Origin of the sequence: Amycolatopsis sp. NPDC021455, from assembly GCF_040640995.1 — a bacterium.
Taxonomy (GTDB): Bacteria; Actinomycetota; Actinomycetes; order Mycobacteriales; family Pseudonocardiaceae; genus Amycolatopsis.
Genome location: NZ_JBFACT010000016.1, coordinates 135227 through 156389, shown reverse-complemented (window position 1 = coordinate 156389; position 21163 = coordinate 135227). Strand labels below are relative to the sequence as shown.

The 21163-nt window shown below is 72.6% G+C and carries 14 protein-coding genes; 6 read left to right on the top strand and 8 right to left on the bottom strand.

Features of this window, described 5'->3' with window-relative positions; genetic code table 11:
• Window positions 1–590 precede the first annotated feature (590 nt).
• The 3 genes from cofC to AB0G28_RS21055 are packed head-to-tail and all read left to right on the top strand — an operon-like array spanning window position 591 to window position 4766.
• Complete coding sequence (gene cofC, locus AB0G28_RS21065; protein ID WP_361091151.1) at window positions 591–1223, top strand: 2-phospho-L-lactate guanylyltransferase; 633 nt, start codon at window positions 591–593, stop codon at window positions 1221–1223.
• Window positions 1224–1278: 55 nt separating this feature from the next.
• The gene (locus AB0G28_RS21060) at window positions 1279–3816 is read left to right on the top strand and encodes an RNA degradosome polyphosphate kinase (protein ID WP_361091148.1); all 2538 of its coding nucleotides are present in this window, start codon (window positions 1279–1281) and stop codon (window positions 3814–3816) included.
• Window positions 3813–4766: an NUDIX hydrolase gene (locus AB0G28_RS21055; RefSeq protein WP_361091145.1), complete on the top strand. Its 954-nt coding sequence runs from the start codon at window positions 3813–3815 to the stop codon at window positions 4764–4766. Before AB0G28_RS21060 ends, AB0G28_RS21055 begins: the two co-directional genes overlap by 4 nt.
• Before the next feature lie 89 nt (window positions 4767–4855).
• Here AB0G28_RS21055 and AB0G28_RS21050 read toward each other — a convergent pair whose 3' ends face one another.
• From AB0G28_RS21050 to leuC, 4 genes are all read right to left on the bottom strand, one after another.
• Window positions 4856–7651, bottom strand: coding sequence for a BTAD domain-containing putative transcriptional regulator (locus AB0G28_RS21050; RefSeq protein ID WP_361091142.1), 2796 nt, complete (start codon window positions 7649–7651; stop codon window positions 4856–4858).
• A gap of 636 nt (window positions 7652–8287) precedes the next feature.
• Window positions 8288–9010 (bottom strand): HU family DNA-binding protein, encoded by a 723-nt coding sequence (locus AB0G28_RS21045; RefSeq protein WP_361091139.1) that lies wholly within the window; start codon window positions 9008–9010, stop codon window positions 8288–8290.
• 223 nt (window positions 9011–9233) lie between these two features.
• The gene (leuD, locus tag AB0G28_RS21040; protein ID WP_361091136.1) at window positions 9234–9836 is read right to left on the bottom strand and encodes a 3-isopropylmalate dehydratase small subunit; all 603 of its coding nucleotides are present in this window, start codon (window positions 9834–9836) and stop codon (window positions 9234–9236) included.
• A 21-nt stretch (window positions 9837–9857) separates the two neighbouring features.
• Window positions 9858–11291, bottom strand: coding sequence for a 3-isopropylmalate dehydratase large subunit (gene leuC, locus AB0G28_RS21035; protein ID WP_361091133.1), 1434 nt, complete (start codon window positions 11289–11291; stop codon window positions 9858–9860).
• Window positions 11292–11434: 143 nt separating this feature from the next.
• Between leuC and AB0G28_RS21030 the strand changes: the two genes are divergently transcribed.
• Both AB0G28_RS21030 and AB0G28_RS21025 read left to right on the top strand, forming a co-directional pair.
• Window positions 11435–12136 carry an IclR family transcriptional regulator gene (locus AB0G28_RS21030; RefSeq protein WP_051183801.1) on the top strand — a complete coding sequence of 234 codons (702 nt, stop codon included), beginning with the start codon at window positions 11435–11437 and terminating at the stop codon, window positions 12134–12136.
• A gap of 111 nt (window positions 12137–12247) precedes the next feature.
• Window positions 12248–12499: a hypothetical protein gene (locus AB0G28_RS21025; protein ID WP_361091131.1), complete on the top strand. Its 252-nt coding sequence runs from the start codon at window positions 12248–12250 to the stop codon at window positions 12497–12499.
• A gap of 303 nt (window positions 12500–12802) precedes the next feature.
• On the opposite strand, the gene AB0G28_RS21020 is transcribed toward AB0G28_RS21025, so the two are convergent.
• Window positions 12803–14854, bottom strand: coding sequence for a glycoside hydrolase family 3 C-terminal domain-containing protein (locus AB0G28_RS21020; RefSeq protein WP_361091128.1), 2052 nt, complete (start codon window positions 14852–14854; stop codon window positions 12803–12805).
• Between the two features lie 153 nt (window positions 14855–15007).
• Between AB0G28_RS21020 and AB0G28_RS21015 the strand changes: the two genes are divergently transcribed.
• A complete protein-coding gene (locus AB0G28_RS21015) occupies window positions 15008–15478 on the top strand; it encodes a hypothetical protein (RefSeq protein WP_361091125.1) in 471 nt (156 codons plus the stop codon).
• A 123-nt stretch (window positions 15479–15601) separates the two neighbouring features.
• On the opposite strand, the gene AB0G28_RS21010 is transcribed toward AB0G28_RS21015, so the two are convergent.
• From AB0G28_RS21010 to AB0G28_RS21000, 3 genes are read right to left on the bottom strand one after another with little or no spacing between them, the layout of a single operon-like run.
• Window positions 15602–16579, bottom strand: a complete 978-nt coding sequence (locus AB0G28_RS21010) for a hypothetical protein (protein ID WP_361091123.1) — start codon at window positions 16577–16579, stop codon at window positions 15602–15604.
• Window positions 16576–19977, bottom strand: a complete 3402-nt coding sequence (locus AB0G28_RS21005; protein WP_361091120.1) for an SMC family ATPase — start codon at window positions 19975–19977, stop codon at window positions 16576–16578. The genes AB0G28_RS21010 and AB0G28_RS21005 overlap by 4 nt, the downstream gene beginning before the upstream one ends.
• A 1-nt stretch (window position 19978) precedes the next feature.
• Window positions 19979–21139 (bottom strand): exonuclease SbcCD subunit D, encoded by a 1161-nt coding sequence (locus tag AB0G28_RS21000; RefSeq protein WP_361091117.1) that lies wholly within the window; start codon window positions 21137–21139, stop codon window positions 19979–19981.
• Window positions 21140–21163: the final 24 nt, after the last annotated feature.

Below are 21163 nucleotides of genomic sequence, written 5' to 3'. Positions count from 1 at the left end.
CCAGAACACGGCCGGTAGTGCCGGGTCAAGGCACGCTTTCCCGCCTTGACGCGGTGCTACCGGCCGTAGTCACAATCCGGCTTCGGGGTGGTGGGCCACCGAACTGCGAGCGAAGGCGCAGTGCCGGAGAGCCCCGCCCCGAAACTCCCCCGCCACTCCCAGGCAGGGTTCCGGCAAAGTCGATCGCTGCCACGGTGCTCCGTGGCGGAAGTGGCACTGTGAGCTGCCGGCCGGGTGTCGCGAATGACTCATTCGGGACGTGCGAGGTCCCCAATGACTCATTCGCGACCTTCGGCAGCGCGGCAGGCCCCGGCGACCGGCCTCGCAGCGGTCAAGGAGAGCGAGCCGGGGACTCGGGCGGCGGGCGGACCTGCGTGCCCGGAGTCCAGGCGCGACTTTGCCGCAGCCCGCCCTCCCAGGGGGCCACCCTCCCCCAACGGGGCACCCCCGAATTCGACGCTATCGCCCGCACCCGACAAAACCGTGTCCCGAACCGCCCCAAGCCCGAAGTTGTCCACAACACCCGTCGCCTGTGGACAACCCACCCGACCCGACCACCCCCGCCGCGCCTTTCAGGTAAAGATGGACGGGTGGACGTGGACCTGGTCGTGCCGATGAAACACCCCCGCGACGGCAAGTCGCGGCTGCGTGGTGCCGTCGAGGCGGAGCGGCACGCCGGGCTGGTCCTGGCGCTCGCCGCCGACACGCTCGCCGCCGTCGTCTCGGCCGGGCGCGTGCGGCGGGTGCTGCTCGTCGCGGCCGATCCGCTCGCCGTCGCCGAGCTGGGGGCACTCGGGGTCGAGATCGTCGCCGAGTCCGGGGAACGAACCCTCAACGCCGCCTTCCGCCACGGCGAAGCCCTCCTGAAAGCCGACGATCCGGCCGCCGTCGTGGGCGCGCTCCAAGCCGACCTCCCCGCCCTGCGCGCCGGTGACCTGACAGCCGCCCTCGCGGAAGCGGCCGGGCGGCGCTCCTTCGTCGCCGATCGGCAGGGCACCGGCACCACCCTGCTGCTGTCCGCGCCCGGCGAACCCCTCGCCCCGGAGTTCGGGCCCGGCTCGGCGCGGAAGCACGCGGCGTCCGGGGCGGTCCCGCTCGGCCGGTCGCTGCCGACCCTGCGCAGTGACGTCGACACCCCGGACGATCTCGCCCACGTCCGCGCGCTGGGTGTCGGAAAACACACGTCCGCCCACCTCGGCGAACCGGGCGAGGGATCGCGTTGAGCTGTTCATCTGACCTTCACCGCGCTCTGCGCAATCCGGCGTGGCTTGGTGAAGAATGGGGGCCGTGAGCACAGACGACGGCGGCACGCCCGCACCGCGGAGGCGACGGAACCCGGCGAACGGATCTTCGGAGACGGCGAAGAAGACGACCTCCCGGACGAGCGCGGCCAAACCGGCGACGGCCAAGCCGGCCGCCGTGGCCAAGCCGGCCGCCGCCGCCAAAACCACCGCCGCCAAACCGGCCGCCGAGGCCAAGCCGGTCGCCGCCAAATCAGCCGCCGTCAAACCCGCCGCCGCCAAACCCGCCGCGGCCAAGCCGGTCGCGGCCAAGAAGGTCCCGTCGAAGTCGACCGCGCGCGACACCGCCGCCCGTGCCACCGCCGGCAAGCCGCGAACCCGCAAGACCACCGCCGCCGCGGCCACCCCGGCGACGACGCGGCGCCGCAGCGCCACGCAGGGCAACCCGCGTGGCGCCGAGGAGTTCCGCGCCGTGCCGTCGGCGCCGCCCGCGGTCACCGCCGCGCCGACCGCCGTCGAGACGCTGCCGGACGACCGGTACTTCAACCGCGAGCTGTCGTGGCAGGACTTCAACGCCCGGGTGCTCGCGCTGGCCGAGGACGAGTCGCAGCCGCTGCTGGAGCGGACCAAGTTCCTCGCCATCTTCGCGTCCAATCTGGACGAGTTCTACATGGTCCGCGTCGCCGGCCTGAAGCGCCGCGACGAGACCGGCCTGCTGGTGCGCAGCGCGGACGGGCTCACCCCGCGCGAGCAGCTGGACTACATCTCCAAGCGCAACCAGGACCTGGTCGAGCGGCAGACCGGCGCGTTCGAGAAGCACCTGCGCCCGCAGCTGGCCGAGCACGACATCCGGATCGTCGGCTGGTCCGACCTGTCCGGCGCCGACCAGCTGCGGTTGTCGAGCTACTTCTCCGAGCAGATCTTCCCGGTGCTCACGCCGCTGGCCGTCGACCCGGCGCACCCGTTCCCCTACATCTCGGGCCTGTCGCTCAACCTCGCGGTGACGGTCCGCGACCCGGAGGGTGGCACCGAGCGCTTCGCCCGCGTGAAGGTGCCGAGCAACGTGCCACGGCTGATGCGCGTCGAAACCGAACGCACCAGCCGCACGGCGACCTTCCTGCCGCTCGAAGAGCTCATCTCCGCCCACCTGGGCGAGCTCTTCACCGGGATGGACGTCACCGAGCACCACGTCTTCCGCGTCACCCGCAACGCCGACTTCGAGGTCGACGAGGACCGCGACGAGGACCTCCTGCAGGCCCTCGAGCGCGAGCTGGCCCAGCGCCGGTTCGGGCCGCCGGTGCGCCTCGAGGTCGCGCAGGACATGAGCGAGCACATGCTCGAGCTGCTGCTGCGCGAGCTGGACGTCGACCCGGCCGACGTCGTCGAGGTGCCCGGGCTGCTCGACCTGACCTGCCTGCACCAGCTGTCCGGTGTGGACCGCAAGGAGCTGAAGGACCGGCCGTTCGTCCCGGCGACGCACCCGGCGTTCGGCGAGCGCGAGACGCCGAAGAGCGTCTTCGCGACCCTGCGTGAGGGTGACGTGCTGGTGCACCACCCGTACGACTCGTTCTCGACCAGCGTGCAGCGGTTCATCGAGCAGGCGGCGGCCGACTCGAAGGTCCTCGCGATCAAGCAGACGCTGTACCGGACGTCCGGTGACTCCCCGATCGTCGACGCGCTGATCGACGCCGCCGAGGCGGGCAAGCAGGTCGTCGCGCTCGTGGAGATCAAGGCCCGGTTCGACGAGCAGGCCAACATCACCTGGGCGCGGACGCTGGAGCGCGCGGGCGTGCACGTCGTGTACGGCCTGGTCGGGCTGAAGACGCACTGCAAGGTGTCGATGATCGTGCGCCAGGAGGGCTCGACGATCCGCCGCTACTGCCACATCGGCACCGGCAACTACAACCCGAAGACCGCGCGGCTCTACGAGGACATCGGCCTGTTCACCGCCGACCCGAGCATCGGCGCGGACGTCACGGACCTGTTCAACGTGCTGACCGGCTACTCGCGGCAGGACACCTACCGGACGATCCTGACCTCGCCGCACGGGATCCGCCGCGGCATCGTGCGCGCGATCGGCGAGGAGATCGAGCTGGCCAGGGCCGGGCAGCAGGCCGGGATCCGGATCAAGTGCAACTCCCTCGTCGACGAGCAGATCATCGACGCGCTCTACCACGCGTCACAGGCCGGGGTGCCGGTCGAGATCGTGGTGCGCGGGATCTGCACGCTGAAGCCCGGCGTCGAAGGGCTGTCGGAGAACATCCACGTCCGGTCGATCCTCGGCCGGTTCCTGGAGCACTCGCGGATCTTCAACTTCCGCGCGGGTGGCACGCACTGGATCGGCAGCGCGGACATGATGCACCGGAACCTGGACCGGCGGATCGAGGCGCTGGTGCGCGTCAAGGACCCGAAGCTGACCGCGCAGCTCGACGACATCTTCGACTCGGCGCTGGACCCGGAGACGCGGTGCTGGGTGCTGACCGCGAGCGGCGAATGGACGCCGTTCCCGGCGCACGGCTCCCGCGTGCGGGACCACCAGGCCGAACTGGCGAAGCTGCACGGGGCCGCCGGATGACCCAGGAGGTACGGGCGGCCGGCGCGGTGCTGTGGCGCGTCGCCGGGGGCGTGACGGAAGTCGCGCTGGTGCACCGCCCGCGGTACGACGACTGGTCGTTGCCGAAGGGGAAGCTCGATCCGGGTGAGACGACCGCCGAGGCCGCGGTGCGCGAGGTGCGGGAAGAGACCGGGTTCACCGCGGTGCTCGGCCGGTACCTGGCCCGGGCTTCGTACCCGGTGCCGTCGCGGAACGGCTCCGGCACGGTGCCGAAGACGGTCGACTACTTCGCCGCGGAAGCGGTGTCCGGCGAGTTCGTGCCCAACGACGAGGTCGACGAGCTGCGCTGGCTGGAGCCCACGGCGGCGGAGAAAGCGCTGACCCGGCCGGACGACGTGCGGGTGCTGCGGGCCTTCTGCGAGCTGCCGGTGGGCCTGACGACGGTGCTGCTGGTCCGGCACGCGAAGGCGGGCAAGCGGGACGGGTGGACGGGCGACGACGATCTGCGGCCGTTGTCCGAGGCGGGCCTGCGGCAGGCGGCGGCGTTGCGGCGGGTGCTGGCGTTGTTCGGGCCCGACCGGGTGCTGTCGGCGCCGCGCCTGCGGTGTGTCCAGACAGTGCACGGCGTCGCGGAGGACGTCGGCGGCGAAGTGCGGCACGAGCCGTTGTTGTCGGAAGAAGGCTACTGGCCGGACCCGGTGCTGGGCGTGGCGCGGCTGCTGGCGGTGGCCGGCAACGGCGGGACACCGGTGGTGTGCAGCCAGGGCGGCGTGATCCCGGACCTGGTGAGCGCGCTGGCGGACCGCGACGGCGTGGAGCTTGCGGCGGCGCGCGGCGGCGTGGTGCCGAGCAAGAAGGGCTCGTTCTGGGTCCTGTCGTTCCGCCCGCCGACGGCCGAGGAAGGCCCGCTCCTGCTGGCGGCGGACTACCACCCGAGCGCGCTCCCGGCCCCCTCCCCCAGCCGCTCCTGAGCGGGGTCCGCACCCCCCGCTGTCACGAGACAGCGTCCTGACAGTCGATCTTGGTGTACTTGTCCCGGGTCCCGCTGGGCTGCGCCGGGCTAGGGGTACGGCGCATCCCCGGGCGAGGGCCTTTCTGTCGGCACTGTGGCCAGCAGGGCTTGGATCTCCGTCACGCGGGGATCTCCGAGGCGCTGGCTGACCGCCAGTGCCTCGGCCCAGTGGCGGCGTGCCTCGGCGAAGCGTCCGGTACGGCGTTTGAGGCGGCCGAGGGTCATGCGGACGTCGATGGTGCCGTAGTCGGCGTTGAGTTCCCTCAGTTCGGCCAGGGCTTTGACGCCGGCCTGCTCCGCTTCGTCGTGTCTGCCGGCTCCGGCGAGGGCTTCGGCGACGTTCCCGAGCGCCAGTGCCGCGTGGTAGCGGTCGCCGAGTTCGGCGAAGGCTTCGTGGGCCGCTTGGGCGGCTTCGGCCGCGTGGTCGTAGTCGTGGAGGCCGATGCGGCTGGCGCTGACGTTGAGGAGGGCGTGGGGGACGAACGTGCGCTGGCCGTGGTCGCGGGCGAGGCGGACGGCTTGGAGCGCGTGCCGTTCGGCTTCGGCGTATTCGGCGCGGACGTAGTAGGCGCCGGCGAGGTTGGAGAGGATCGCCACCGTCAGCGCGGTTCCTTCGCCGGCCTCGGAAGCGGCGCGGGCTTCCTCGAGCGCTTCGAGTGCCTTGTCCGGCTGGAGGGTGCGCAGGTAGGCGGAGCCGAGGTTGTTGGCGCTGTACTGGAGGCCGGTGCTGTCGCCGGCGTCGCGGGTGGCGGCGACGGCCGTGCGCGCGGTGGTGATCCAGTCGTCGCGGTCGTGGCGTTCGGCGAAGAACCCGCGCAGGAGCCACGCGAGCTTCCAGGCGTGCGCGGTCCAGCCGTGGGCGGCGGCGATGCCGACGAGCGCGGTGAGGGCCGGACGTTCGGTGGTGTACCAGGTGGTCGTCTGTTCGTGCTGGCCGAACCGGACGGCCGGCACCGGCGCCGGATCGAGGGTGATGTCTTCGGTGAGCAGGTCGGGGCGGACGAGCTTGTTCGCTTCGGCGACGGTGGCGAGGTACCAGTCGAGGAGCCGCCGCAGGGCCGCGGCGCGTTCGGCGGGCGTCGATTCGGTTTCGACGAGTTCGGCGGCGTAGACGCGCAGGAGGTCGTGGAACTGGTAGCGGTCGGTGCCGGGCTGGTTGAGCAGGTGCGCGGCGGCGAGCTGGTCGGCGAGCTCGCGGCCCTCGCGCACGTCGACGCCGGCGAGCGCGGCGGCCGAAGACAGGCTGAAGCCGTGCCCGGGGTGCAGGCCGAGCAGGCGGAAGAAGCGGGCGGCGGCCGGGCGCAGCGCCTTGTAGGACCAGGAGAACGCGGCCCGCAGGTCGGTGCCGGCGTCCTGGGGATCGCGCAGGGTGTCGAGCCGCAGCCGCTGGTCGCGCAGTTCTTCGACGATCCCGGCGAGCGAGACGCCGGAAAACCGGGAAGCGCGTTCCCCGGCGAGGGCCAGCGCCAGCGGCAGCCGGCCGCAGAGCTGGACGAGTTCGGCGACGGCGCCGGGCTCGGCGGCGAGGCGCTGCGGGCCGACGCTCCCGGCGAGCAACGCGGTGGCGTCGCGGTCGTCGAAGGAGCGCAAGGCGATGCGGCGGGCACCGTCGCGGGCGACGAGCCCGCGCAGCTGGTTGCGGCTGGTCACGACGACGAGGTTGCCGGTGCCGGGCAGCAGCGGGCGGACCTGGTCGGCGTCGCGGGCGTTGTCGAGCAGCATGAGGGTGCGGCTGCCGGCCAGCCTGCTGCGCAGCAGCGCCGAGCGTTCCTCCACTGTGGAGGGCAGGGAGTCGGGCGGGACGCCGAGGGCGCGCAGGAACCCGGCCAGCGCGACGTCCGGCGTGACGGGGGTGTCCGCGGAGTGGCCGCGCAGGTCGAGGAACAGCTGGCCGCCGGGGAAGCGGTCGCGGACGCGGTGGGACCAGTGCACGGCCAGCGACGTCTTCCCGACCCCGGCCGTCCCTTCGATGACGACGATGCCGGAGGCCCCACCGGGCGGCAGCCGGTCCAGCTCGGCGAGCTCCGGTTCGCGGCCGGTGAACCCGGCGACGTCGAAGGGCAGCTGCCGCGGCACGGTGTGGACGGCGGGCCCGGCGTCGACGGCGAGCAGTTCGGCGTGCAGGCGGCGCAACCCTTCGCCCGGTTCGACGCCCAGTTCGTCGGCCAGCAACGCCCGCAGGCCGGCGTAGCGGGCCAGCGCTTCGGCGCGGCGCCCGGAGCGGGCGAGGGCCCGGACCAGCCGTTCCCACAACGACTCCCGCAGCGGGTGCTGGGCGACGAGATCGGTGAGCTCGGCGACGAGCCGCGCGTCGGGCACGAGCCCGGCGTCGAGGTCGATGCGCTGTTCCACGGCGAAGAGGTAGCGCTCGGTCAGCAGCGGTCCCCATTCCGCGGCGAGCGCGGGCGATCCGACGCCTTCGAGCGGAGTACCGCCCCAGCCGGCGAGCGCGGTGGTGACCAGCTCCCGGCGGCGGGCGGAGTCCGTCGTGGCCGCGGCCTGGTCGAGGATGCGGAGGAACCGCAGCGCGTCCACCCGGGACGGGTCGACGACCAGCCGGTAACCGTCCGGCTCGGTGACGACGGTGTCTTCGCCGCAGAGCCGGCGCAGCCGCATGACGTAGGTCTGGAGGCTGCCCCGGATGTGCGCGGGTGGGGTCTCGCCCCAAACCCCGCGGGCGAGGGCATCGATGGACACCAGACGCCCGGCGGCCAGCGCGAGAGTGGCGAGCAGCGCGCGCTGGCGGGAACTGGTCAGCACGACCGGCGAACCGTCGACGAGCACCTGGAACGGGCCGAGCAGCCGGATGTCGATGGTGGTCGCCCCCAGGTTCGCCTCGCACACCGCCGGCCCCGCCGGACGCGGGCCCCGAGGAAGGCAGCGTGGCATCACTCGGCCGGGCGCTCAAGCGAGTTCGCGAAATTCGGCGGAACCGCTTTCGGCCGCGCGGGTTCCGCCGTGCGGGTGGTATACGGGTCCCGTCCGGGCGGCGGTCGTTGGCTTTGAGTGACTTTCGCCGCGCCTGCCACTTCACGCCTCCGGCGGCCGGTTCGCGTACCCGGACAGTCGGCTCACGTATCTGGATGGTCGGCTCACGTACCTGGGCGGTCGGCTCACGTACCTGGATGGTCGGCTCGCGTGCCGGGACAGTCGGTTGCGAGCCGACTGCCTGAGTACGCGAGCCGACTGTTCGAGTACGCGAGCCGACCCTCCGAGTACGTGGGCCGACCGCCCAGTGCGCGAGACAGCCGCGTAGGTATGCCGCCCCTGTCTCGGTGCGGCTGATCAGGTGCGCGGGGCGCGAGCACAACCCTTCCGGCTTGCGCCCCGCCGATCCCTTCCGGTGCCGGAGATGCGGCTGGGCCCCGCGCGAAGCTCGCGCGGGGCCCAGCCGAAAAACCGCTCGCCTAGCGGCGGGTAGCCCGCCAGGGGGACCCCCGAATTTCACGTTACCGCAGGGGGCCGACAGTTTCGGGCGAGTCAGTCCTTCTTCGCCGCCGTCGAGGTCCGCCTGGCCGGGGTCTTCGCGGCCGTCGCCTTGGCCGCCGTGGTCCTCCGGGCCGTGGTGGTCTTCGCCGCCGCCGGCTTCGCGGCGGTCGTGCTCTTCGCCGCCGTGGTCGACTTCGCCGCCGTCGTCGGCTTCGCGGCCGTCGTGCTCTTCGCGGCCGTCGTCCTCGGAGCCGCCTTCGCCCGCGTCGTGGTGGACTTCGCCGCCGTGGTCTTCGGGGCCGCCTTGGCCGCCGTTGTCCTCGTGGCCGCCGGCTTCGCCGCCGTCGTCCTCGTGGCCGGCTTGGCCGCCGTCGCTCGGGTGCGCGTCGTCGTCGAGCGCGTCGTCGTGGGCTTCGCCGCCGCTGCGCGAGAGGTCGCCGCCGCCGCGCGGGTGCCCGTCGTGGCCCGCTTGACCGGGGTCGCCTTCGGCAGCTTCTTCGCGCCGGAGATCACGTCCTTGAAGGTGGTCCCGGCGCGGAAGGCCGGCACGTTGGTCTTCTTGACCCGCACCGCCTCACCGGTCCGCGGGTTCCGGGCAGTCCGCGCCGCGCGGGCGCGCTTCTCGAACACCCCGAAGCCCGTGATGTTGACCTTTTCGCCTTTGTTGACCGTCCGGATGATGATGTCGACCAGACCGTCGACCGCCTCGGAAGCGGCCTTCTTGTCGCCCAGGCGCTCGGTCAGCGCCTCGATCAGCTGGGCCTTGTTGGCCATGTCCAGTCCTCCAGGAAGGCTCCACGGCCGCATCGGGCCGACTAGCGACACGGTATTACCAAGGCAGCACAAATTCCAAACGGTACGCGGAACTTTCCCTTGTCCCGGGACGGGTTCCGCCTCGCGCGACGCCCGGCAGAAGGGCTCGCGGAGGACCGTTTGGCGATGGGGCCAGGCGGGGCGGGATCCCTTGCTGGGCAAGGGATCCCGCCTCCGAAACGGGCTAGCCGGCGGTCACCGGCGTGGTCGTCGGCTTCCAGGACGGGCGGCCCGCCTCGAAGCTGTCGATCTCACCGGCATGGCGCAACGTCAGCGCGATGTCGTCGAGACCTTCCAGCAGCCGCCAGCGGACGTAGTCGTCGATCTGGAACGGCGCGGTGAAGTCCTTGGCCCGCACGGTCTTGGTCTCGAGGTCGACCGTGACCTCGGTGCCCGGCTCGTTCTCGAGCAGCTTCCAGAGCAGCTCGACGTCGTGCTGCTCGCACTGGGCGGCCACCAGGCCGCCCTTGCCCGAGTTGCCGCGGAAGATGTCCGCGAACCGGGCGGAGATGACGACCTTGAAGCCGTAGTCCATCAGCGCCCAGACGGCGTGCTCGCGGGAGGAACCGGTTCCGAAGTCCGGTCCCGCGACCAGCACGCTCCCGTTCCGGAACGGCTCCTGGTTCAGGATGAAGTCCTCGTCGCCGCGCCAGGCGGCGAACAGGCCGTCTTCGAAGCCCGTCCGGGTCACCCGCTTGAGGTAGACCGCCGGGATGATCTGGTCGGTGTCCACGTTGGACCGGCGCAGCGGGACGCCGACGCCGGTGTGCTGGGTGAACGGTTCCATGGCAGTAGCTCCTCGGGTGGGTCAGCGGGCGGCGGTCAGCAGGTCTTCCGGCGACGAAAGCGTGCCCCGGACGGCCGTGGCGGCGGCCACGAGCGGCGAGACCAGGTGCGTCCGGCCGCCCTTGCCCTGCCGGCCCTCGAAGTTGCGGTTCGACGTCGACGCGCTGCGCTCGCCCGGCTTCAGCTGGTCCGGGTTCATGCCGAGGCACATCGAGCAGCCCGCCTGGCGCCACTCCGCGCCCGCTTCGGTGAAGACCCGGTCGAGCCCCTCGGCCTCGGCGGCCTTGCGGACCCGCATCGAGCCGGGAACCACCAGCATCCGGACCGAGTCCGCCACTTTCCGACCGCGCAGCACCTCGGCCGCCGCCCGCAGGTCCTCGATCCGGCCGTTGGTGCACGAGCCGAGGAAGACGGTGTCGACCGCGATCTCCCGCAGCGGCGTGCCGGGCTTGAGATCCATGTAGGACAGGGCTTTTTCGGCGGCGATGCGGTCGTTCTCGTCCGGGATCAGCTCCGGGTCGGGCACCTCCGCGCCCAGCGGGAGGCCCTGGCCGGGGTTGGTGCCCCAGGTGACGAACGGCGTCAGCTCGCTCGCGTCGAGGTGCACCTCGGCGTCGAACTCGGCACCCTCGTCGGTGCGCAGCTCCTTCCACGCGGCGACGGCGGCGTCCCAGTCAGCGCCCTGCGGAGCGTGCGGACGGCCCTTCAGGTACTCGAACGTCGTCTCGTCCGGGGCGATCATCCCGGCGCGGGCGCCGGCCTCGATCGACATGTTGCAGACGGTCATCCGGGCCTCCATCGAGAGGGCCTCGATGGCCTTGCCGCGGTACTCCAGGACGTAGCCCTGGCCGCCGCCGGTGCCGATCTTGGCGATCACCGCGAGGATGATGTCCTTCGCCGTGACGCCGGGGCGCAGCTCGCCGTCGACCGTGATCGCCATCGTCTTGAAAGGACGCAGCGGCAGCGTCTGGGTGGCCAGCACGTGCTCGACCTCGGAGGTGCCGATGCCGAAGGCGATGGCGCCGAACGCGCCGTGCGTGGAGGTGTGGCTGTCGCCGCAGACCACGGTCATGCCGGGCTGCGTGAGCCCCAGCTGCGGGCCGATGACGTGCACGATGCCCTGCTCGGCGTCCCCCATCGGGTGCAGCCGGACGCCGAACTCCTCGCAGTTGCGGCGAAGGGTGTCGACCTGGGTGCGCGAGACCGGATCGGCGATGGGGAGCTCGATGTCGACGGTCGGGACGTTGTGGTCCTCGGTCGCGATGGTGAGGTCGGGGCGGCGCACCGGCCGCCCGGCCAGGCGGAGGCCGTCGAAGGCCTGCGGGCTGGTCACTTCGTGCAGCAGGTGGAGGTCGATGTAGAGCAGGTCCGGTTCGGCGCCTTCGCCTCGGCGCACGAGGTGGCTTTCCCACACCTTCTCCGCCAGCGTGCGGGCCTTGCCGGTCGGGCTGGTCATCTCCGGCTCCTTCCACGGTTCGACGTCGGAACTCGGGCGCGCACCGCGGGGGCGAATGCGAGCCGCGAAGGAGGGGCGCAGCTCGAGTTCAGGGTTTTCCCAGATGCTGGACTTCCCAAAGTGCGGGACGCTAGTATCGGGTCGTGGGACAGCATAGCGGTATCGGAGTACTGGACAAAGCAGTGGCCGTCCTGCAGGCGGTCGCGGACGACCCCTGCGGCCTCGCGGAACTGTGCACGCGGACCGGCCTGCCCCGGGCCACCGCGCACCGGCTCGCGGTCGGCCTGGAGGTGCACCGGCTGCTGCGCCGCGGCCCGGACGGGCGCTGGCGCCCCGGTACCGCGCTGGCCGAGCTGGCCGGCGGTTCGACGGACCCCCTGCTCGACGCGGCCGGGGTCGTGCTGCCCAAGCTGCGGGACGTCACGGGCGAAAGCGTGCAGCTGTACCGGCGTGACGGCGTCCAGCGCGTGTGCGTCGCGACGGCGGAGCCGCCGAGCGGGCTGCGCGACACGGTGCCCGTGGGCTCGCGGCTGCCCATGACGGCCGGCTCGGGCGCGAAGGTGCTCGCGGCGTGGGCCGATCCGCACACGCAGCGCACGATCCTGGCGGACGCGGTCTTCGGCGAGCGGACGCTCCTGGAAGTGCGGCGGCGGGGCTGGGCGCAGAGCGTCGCCGAGCGCGAGCCGGGCGTGGCGAGCATCTCGGCGCCGGTGCGGGACTCCGCGGGCACGGTCGTGGCGGCGGTGTCGGTGTCGGGCCCGATCGAGCGCATCGGCCGCAAGCCGGGTGCCCGCTGGGCGGCGGACCTCCTCGCCGCGGCGGACGCCCTGCAGGAACGCCTCTGACTCCCTCTTCGTGACCTCGCGTGCCCCCGTTCGGGGGAACCTCGCGAAAGTGGCGTATTCGGTGACGCCGGACACGTCTCCTTCAGGTCAGCACCAACCGAGGGGGACGACATGATGAACCGAAGGGCCTTGGCGATGCTGCGGGCGGTCGGCGCCGGGCGGGCCGAGCTGACCTGCAGCTGCGAACCGGACCTGCGGGTCGACGGCCTGCCGTGCTGCGACCAGGCGACGGCGCACGAGCTGGCGCGGGCCGGCCTGATCCGGCCCGCGCGGGGCGCCGTCGTGGCCGTCGGGCAGTGGACGCGCGCCGAGCTGACCGACGAAGGCGTGCGCGCACTGGGCGGGACGCTCGCCGCGGCCTGACAACAACCGGTGTCTTGAACGAGTCGTTCAAGACACCCCAGGTCCTGAACGACTCGTTCAAGACATGAGCGGGCCGGTGGCTGCGGTAGGCGGGATCCGGTTCGCCGAACTCCAAGCCGTTCTCGTCCAAGGCGTTGTGGATCGTCATCCCGCCGCCCGCGAAGACGAACCGCGGCGCGGCCAGTTCAGTGCGCGCGCCGGTGCGCCACACAAGGGGAACGCCGGATCGTCGCCGAGGGACCACTGCGGCCGGCGAGCCACCGCGGTTCGTACCCCTGGATGCCGAAGAACGTCACCCCGCCATCATCGCTTGAGCTGCGCCTGCAACGGCTGGGACCGTGACGAGTCGCCGACCTGCACCGTGAACCCGCCTCGCACCGGCTGCCACGCGTGGCTCGCCGTGTCCCAGACCGAGAAGTCGCGCGCGCCGAGCCGGATCGTCACCCGGCGGGACTGCCCCGGCGCCAGCTCGACCCGCTCGAAGCCCTTGAGCTGCCGCGGCGGCTCGCCCGCGGCCGCCGGGAAGCCCAGGTAGAGCTGGGCGACCTCGGCTCCCGCCCGCCGGCCGGTGTTGCGGACGGTGAACGTCGCCGTCGCGCCTTCGCCGGTGTTGCGCACCGAAAGCCCCGAGAACGCGAACGTCGTGTACGACAGGCCGTACCCGAACGGGAACAGCGGCGTGCGGCCCTGCGCGTCGAACCACCGGTAGCCGATCCGCAAGCCCTCCGAATACGTGGCGACGCCGTCGACGCCGGGGAACTGCGCCGGCGTGTTCGCCGGGGTGTCCGCGTCCGCCGCCGGGAACGTGATGGGCAGCTTCGCCGACGGGTTGACGTCGCCGAAGAGGACCGCCGCCACCGCCGCGCCGTCCTGCTGGCCGGGGTACCAGGCCTGGAGGATCGCCGGGACACCGGCCGCCCACGGCATGAGCACCGGCCCGCCGCTCTTCACCACGACCACCGTGTGCGGGTTGGCCGCGGCGACCGCGCTCACCAAGGCGTCCTGGTTGCCGTCCAGAGCGAGGCTCGGCCGGTCCTTGCCTTCGGTCTCGTTGTCCCCCACCATCACGACGCTGACGTCCGCGCCCCGCGCCAGCGCGGCCGCCCGCGCCGGGTCGCTGCCGTCGTCCAGGGTCACCGACGCACCGGGAACGCGCTGCCGGAGCCCCGCCAATGGGTCCACTGTGGACGTCGGGATGACGGCCGAGCTGCCCCCGCCGCCGGTCTTGGCCTTGGTGGCGAACGGCCCGATCAGGGCGATCGACCGCACGCCCGCGTCCAGCGGGAGCTGCGCGTGTTCGTTGCGCAACAGCACCATGCCCCGTTCGGCGAACTGCTTCGCCGCGGCGTCGTGCTCCGCGGTCGGCAGCGGGGCGAGCACCGGCGGGTGGTCGAACTGCCCGAAGGCGAACATCGTGCGGAACCGCGGCAGCAGCAGCTCGTCGACGCGCTTCTCGGTGACCTGCCCGGCGAGCACGGCCTGCTTCAGCTTCTCGCCATACCAGGTGCCGTCGATCATTTCCAGGTTCATGCCCGCGTTCGCCGAGCCGACGGTGCTGTGCGCGGCACCCCAGTCCGACTGGACGAACCCCTTGAAGCCCCACTCACCGCGCAGCTTGTCCTGCAGCAACGCGGGGTTCTCGCACACGAAGACGCCGTTGATCTTGGGGAAGGCACACATCACCGAGCCCGCGCGGCCTTGCTTGACCGCCTGTTCGAAGTGCGGCAGGTAGATCTCGTTGAGCGTCCGCTCGTCGATGCGCTCGTCGACGCCGTGGCGGTTCGTCTCCTGGTTGTTCGCCGCGTAGTGCTTGACCTCGGCGATCGTGCCGTTTTCCTGGATGCCGCGGATGTCGGCGGCGGCCAGCGCCCCGGCGAGCACCGGGTCCTCGCCCATCCCCTCGAACGTCCGGCCGTTGCGCGGGACGCGGGCCATGTTGATGTCGGGGCCTTCGGAGACGTTGTGCGCGAGCGCGCGGGTCTCGTCGCCGATCAGGCGGCCGTACCGGCGCGCGAGGCCGGTGTCGAACGTCGACGCCAGCGCCATGGTCGCCGGCAGCGCGGTCGCCGGTTTCTGCGGCTTGTCGTCGGCCGGGCCCATACCGGCCGGGCCGTTGGCGATCCGGAAACCGGGCACGCCCAGCCGCGGAATGGGCGGCACGAACCGCTGGTGTTCGGCGTCGGGCTGCAGGTGCAGCTGGGAAATCTTCTCGTCGAGGGTCATCGCGGCGATGAGCTCGACCGCCCGGCTTTCGGGTGACTGGCGGGCGTCACGCCAGGGTTGTGCCTCCGCCACCGCCGGGGCCGCCAGCGACAAAGCCAGAACCACGACGAGAACCAGCGGTCCGTTGCGCATCGAGTCTCCCTCGTCAAAACGGGAGCCCAAGCTAACGCATACGTGACCGGGAAACATAGGCTCGATTGTTGTTCATATTCGTGAATGGAGACGGGGACCAACCGTTTCCCCGGCTCAAGCGTGGAAGAGGTACCCGAGGAGAGGGGAACGACGATGGTCAAGAAAACCCTGATCGGCCTAATGGCCGCGAGCGCCGCGACACTCGCGGTGGCCGCACCGGCGAGTGCGGCCGAGGTGAGCTGGGGACTGACCCAGCACGTGGAGCCGGGCGGCCGGGTCGACGCGGAGACGCACGCGGCGCTCAGCGGCTGCAGCCCGGCGACGCCGGTGACGTCGGACGGGTTCGCGGCGCCGCTGAAGTGGACCGAAGGCGGGAACTGGGGCCGCGCCGGCGGGCACACCACGGCGATCAAGAACCCCGGCCGCTACACCGCGAAGTTCACGTGTTCGGACGGGCGCGTGGCCACCGGCTCGTTCGTCATCCTGGGCACCCCGATGCCGTCCCGGACGGCCAAGCCGAAGCCGCCGGCCGCCTCGAAGCCCGCGCCGCCGAAACAGGCGAAGCCGCAGGTCGCGGTCAAGCCGGCCGGGGCGCCGCAGACCGGGGACGGCTCGCTGGGCTGATCATCCACAAAGGACACGGTGGCCGGTGCACGGCCGTCGCCCCCGGCCCCGGTGTCTTGAACGACTCTTTCCTGTCGCCGGATGTCCTGAACGAGTCGTTCAAGACATCCGGCGCCCCGGGACTCAGCGGGCCGCGGCCAGGCGCAGGGCCCGGTACACGAACTGCTGGTCCCCCAGGCGGTGCCGCAGGTCGCGTTCGAGGCCGGCGATCGGGTAGAGGTTCTGCGGTGCCCGGGAGTCCTTGTACGGCACCGACGCGAACCGGCCCAGCACGGACTGCGTGAGGTTCGCCAGCGCGGCGACCTCGGGCCGCCCGAGGTGCGGTGCCGCCTCCACCCGCACGACCCCCGACCACGGCGGGCCGCCCGCCGACGGCAGGCGCAGGTACCACGAGTGCCGGACCCACGTCGTGCCCATCAGGAACACCGGCGTGCGCTGGTGCGGGCCGAGCCGGCCGACCAGCGCGTTGAGGTCGCCAGGCAGGTACGTCGTCTGGTGGCTCTTGATGAACCCGACCGCGCGCGGCAGGTGCGTGCGGCCGCTCAGCGGGCCGTCCACGACCAGCAGGTCGTCGCCGGCGTGCCCGGCGATCGCCTTCCGGGCCTCCGTCGCCGTGTCCAGCTCGGTTTCGGCCAGCTGCTCCTGCAGCGCCGAGGACAGCACCACCGGCAGCGGCTTGTCCTCCTTGGCCGTCGCCCGGAACGCCCGGTAGACGCCCGCCGGAGTCGCGATGTCGTCGGCCTCGGGCGCGACCGTGAACAGCCCGCGCCGGACGTCGGTGCCGACGACGTGCGCCCGGCCCGCGCAGCAGCAGACCACCCCGGCGGCGTAGGACGCGCAGACGCCGATGGACGCGGAGTTCGCCGCGCCCGGGTCGTCGATCCAGACGCGGGCGTCGATGCGGCGGACGCCGTCGACGAACAACACGGCCTCGGGCGGTGAAACCGGCGAAGGGTCGATCGGGGCCCATTCGGCCGCCGGGACCTCGACGTCGAGCTCGACTTCGGCGCCCGACCGCGCCAGCTCCTCGGCCTCCATCGAGCTGCCGTAGCCCGGGTCCCAGGCGTCGATGCTGAAGTGCATCCCGGCGACCGCGGTCACGCGCCCTCCCTGGCGATGTGCGAGCCGGTGCCGTCGCGGGTCACCAGGAACCGCACGGGGACGCGCTCGGCGAGCGCGGGCACGTGCGTGATCACCCCGACCATCCGCGAGCCGGTGGCGGCGAGGTTCTCCAAAGTGGACGCCACGACGTCGAGGGTAGCTTCGTCGAGCGTCCCGAAGCCCTCGTCGAGGAAGATCGACTCCAGGCGTGTCGCGCCTTCCGCGGCCATCGCGCCCAGCTGCGACGACAGCGCCAGCGCCAGGGCGAGCGACGCCTGGAACGTCTCGCCGCCGGACAGCGTCTTGACCGGGCGGCGGGCGTCGGCCTCGTTGTGGTCCACCACCAGGAAGTCGCCCTTGTCGTGGGTCAGCTCGAACTGGCCGCCCGACAGCTCCAGCAGCGACGCCGACGCCTCGGCGACCAGCGTGTCGAGGGCCCCGGCGATGAGCCAGCGCGGGAACTTGTCCGAGCGCAGGAGATCCGCGAGCAGCCGCGCGACCTGCGCTTCGGACTCCGCGGCCGCGATGTCGCCGTGCAGGCCGGCCACGTGCGCCACACGCCGTTTCATCTCCGTGTGGTCGGCTTCGGCCCGCGCTCGCGCGGTGGCGACGGCCACCGGGACCCGCTCCCGCACAGGACCCGGCTCCAGCGGGACGTCGAGCGCGGTGACGTCGTCGGCGACAGCGCGCTCGGCCGCATGAAGTGCTTCGGCGGCTTCGCTCTCGGCCGCCTTCGCGACGGCCAGGCTGTCGCGGTGGGCGTTCGCCTGCCCGGCCGCCCAGTCCGTCAACGCCGTCCAGGCGCCGAGGAGACTGTCACCATCGATCGGCGGGGCACCCAAGCCGACCAGCGGGTCGCGTGCCCGGAACAGCTTCTGCCGTTCGGCGTCGACCTGCTGGGCAACACGTTCCTGGGCTTCCGCGGCCTGTTTCGCGGCCGCGCGGGCGGTGCGCAGGTCCGCGTCCGCCTTCTTCGCGGCTTCTTCCAGGGAAGCGATCTTCGCGAGCTGCTCGGCGACGACCTCGGCGGACGGCGCTCCCGTCAGGGCCGTGACGAGTTCGCCGTGGCGGCGCCGGGTCGTGTCCAGGGTGGTGGTCGCCGACTGCTCGGCCAGTCCCGCGTCGACCGCACGGGCCCGCCGCTGCTCGGCGTTCCGCTCGGCGGAAGCGAGGTCGTCCGCCGCGACGGCGGCTTCCTTGCCCGCGGCTTCGGCGGCCGCTTCGAGCGCGGCCAGCGCCGTCCGCCGCTCCTCGAGCGCGGAGGCCGCCCAGGCGGTGAGCCGCTGCCAGCCCGCCGGGACGTCGTCGCCGTCGATCGCCGGCGCGCCCAGCTCCACCAGGGGATCGCGGGCCGCGCGCAGTGCTTCCCGGGCCGCCGCGAACGACTTCTCGACGACGTCCGCTTCGTGCTGGGCCGCCGCGCGTTCGGCGCGGGCCGCCGCCAGCTCCTTGTCCGCGGCGTTCGCGGCTTCGGCGACGCGGGTGCGGCCCTCGATCGTCGCGGACAGCCACTCGCCGCGCTCGCGCACGGCGGCGACGAGGTCCGCGTAGTCCTGCTCGGAGAAGGAAGCCTCGACCGGCCGCCGCAGCACCGCCGACTCCGGCGGTCCGGCTACCTCGGCGAGCACCGCACGCAGTTCCTCCGCCTGGGCGGCCGCCGACGCGGCCGAGTCGGCGTCGCGGTCCACAGCTCGTTCCAGCTTGCGCAGCGCGGACTCGGCCGCGGTGCGGTCGCGTTCGGCCCGCTCGAGGCGTTCGCGGGCCTCGGCCAGGTGGGCATGGCCGCCCGCGTCGGGCAGCGCCGAGACTTCCTGCTCGCACACCGGGCACGGGTGGCCGACGGCGAGCCCGGCCCGCAGGCTCAGCGCCTGCCCGGCTCGTTCTGCTTCGGTCACCGCCGTCTTCGCTGCCGTGACTTCGGCGTCAGCGTGGGCGAAGGCGCTTCGCGCCGCTTCGAGTTCCTTGCGGTGCGCGGCCTGCTCGGGTGCGGCCTTCCGTTGTGCTTCGCACACCGCGTAGAGCGTGCGGGCGTCGGAGCGCGCGGCCGCGAGCGGGGCGACGTCCGGTTGCGCGGCCAACGCGGCGCGTGCCTCGGCATCGGCTGCTTCGGCCGCGCCGAGGCGGGCGGCCGCGTCCGCCGTGCGCTTCGCCACCCGCGCCGCTTCCGCGGTCAGGTCCCCGAGATCGGACGGCGGCCGCAGCCCGGCCAGCCGGTCGCGGTCCTGCCGGGCACGCGCCGCTTCGGCGGTCGCCTCCTCGGCGGCGCGAGCCGTCTTGTCCCGGGTCGCCCGGGCCGTCTCGGCGACGGACACGGCTTCGGTCACGGCCTTGGCGGCGGCCTCCTTCTCGGCCGACGCCGTCTTCGCCGCTTCTTCCAGCCCCGGGAGGGCCTTCTCGGCTTCGACGAGTTCCGCACGCGCGGCGCGGATCCGTTCCAGCTCGGCCCGGCCGGGTGCGGCGGCCAGCGCGGCACGGGCCGTTTCGTCCGCCGTTTCGGCTTTTTCCAGCCCGGCCCGCGCGGCCGTCGCCGCGTCCGCCGCGGTCCGGCGCCGGGTTTCGAGATCTTCGACGCCTTCCGGACGCTCCAGCGCGTCGAGGACGCTCAGTTCCTTCGTCAGCGTGGCGACGCGTTGCCGGGCGTCGTCGTGCGTGCGCGTCGCGTCGTTCAGTCCCGGCAAGGCCGCGTTGACCCGCGCGTCCAGGTCCGCGAGCGCCGTCATCCGCGCGGCCAGCGCCTCGACGGCTTCTTCGGTGGCGTCGGCGTAGCTGCCGAGCTGTTCGGTGAGGACGGCGGCGCGCTGCTTCTGCTGCTCCGCCGTCACGCCGGCGCGGCGGCCGACGCGCTCGTAGACCTCGAGGCCCAGCAGCTTGATGAGGATCTTCTGCCGGTCGGCGGCCTTCGCGTGCAGGAACTCCGCGAAGTCGCCCTGGGGCAGCGCCACGCAGGTGCAGAAGTGCTTGAACGTCAACCCGAGCAGGCGTTCGACCGCCGGGGTGACCTCGGAGTCCGCGGCGACCGCCTCGGCGTCGTCGTCGGGACCGCCGAGCGCGGTGGGGTCGGCGAGCCGTTCCAGGCGCACGTTCTTGACGCTGACCGTGGGTTTCTTCCCGCCGCCGCGCCGGACTTCGCGGACGACGTGGTACCGGTCGCCGCCGGCGTCGAAGACCAGCCGCACGGTGGCGCGGTTGGTCGTCGGGGCGAGCGCGGGCGCGACGAGGCCTTCGTGGTCCCAGCGCGCGACCGAGCCGTAGAGGGCGAAGGTGAGCGCGTCGATGACGGTGCTCTTGCCCGCGCCGGTCGGGCCGACGAGGGCGAAGTAGTCCGTGTCCTCGAAGCTGACTTCGGTCTTCTCGCGGAAGGACGCGAAGCCGGTCATCTCCAGCAGCACTGGCCGCATGTCACACCCCGCTCGTCTCTTCGTCGTGCAGCCGCGCGAAGAGCGCCTGCACGCGCTTGTCCTCGACCGTCCGTTCTTCGCAGTAGGCCGCGAACAGCTCCCCCGGCGAACGGTCCGCGACCGCGCGGTCGCCGCCCGACGTCGTCACCGGCGCGGCGAACTCCGGGTCGATGCGGATTTCCAGGGCGTTCGGCAGGGCCTCCTGGATCTCCTCCCGCAGCCCGGCCCTGGTCGCTTCCCGGATGTAGACGCGCAGGTAGTCCTCGCCGAACTCCTCGGCGCGGCCGGCGAGTTCCGCCACCGTGCCGTGGACCGTCCGCAGCTTCCGCCCCGCGGTCAGCGGGATGTCCGTGATCTTCGCCGGCGTCGTCGGCGTCACCTCGACCGACAGCACGACGCTGGTGTTGTCCTGCTCGCCGAAGTCGACGGCGAACGGCGAACCGCTGTAGTGCACCGGGCACGCGGCGGGCAGCGACTGGCGCCGGTGCAGGTGGCCCAGCGCCACGTAGTGCGGTTCGGCACCGAACGCCGTCGCGGGCACGTGGTACTCGAAGATGGACTGCGCCGCGCGTTCCCCGCCGCCCATCGTCCCGCCGGTGACCGTCAGGTGCGCCATGACGAGGTTCACCGCGCCGGGCGTGAAACCCGTCTTGAGGTGCTCCAGGATGTCCCGCACGCGCTGGTCGTACTGGCCGGCGTTGTCCGCCGGGGTCCCGGTGAGCAGCTCGGCGGCACGCACCGCGTAGCGCTGGGAAAGGAAGGGCAGCACGGCGACGTTGACGCGGTCCCCCGTCGAACGCGCGTCGAACGAGAAGACACCGCCGTCGTGCACCGGCCGCGGATCGCCGGTGAGCTGGATGCCCGCGGCCAGCAGCAGCGGCCGGTACGCCTCGAACGTCGCGGCGTGGTCGTGGTTCCCGGCGATCGCGATCACCTCGGCACCGGTTTCGCGCAGCGCCATCAGGGCCCGCACCACGAGTTCCTGCGCGGCCGCCGACGGCGCCGACGTCTCGTAGAGGTCGCCCGCGACGAGGATCGCGTCGAAGGCCTGTTCGCGGGCGATCCGGACGATCTCGCCGAGCACGGCGCGCTGCTCGTCGAGGCGGTTGCGGCCCTTGAGCGTCTTGCCGATGTGCCAGTCGGAGGTGTGCAGGAACTTCACACGGCTTCCTTCCGTTTCGGTAGC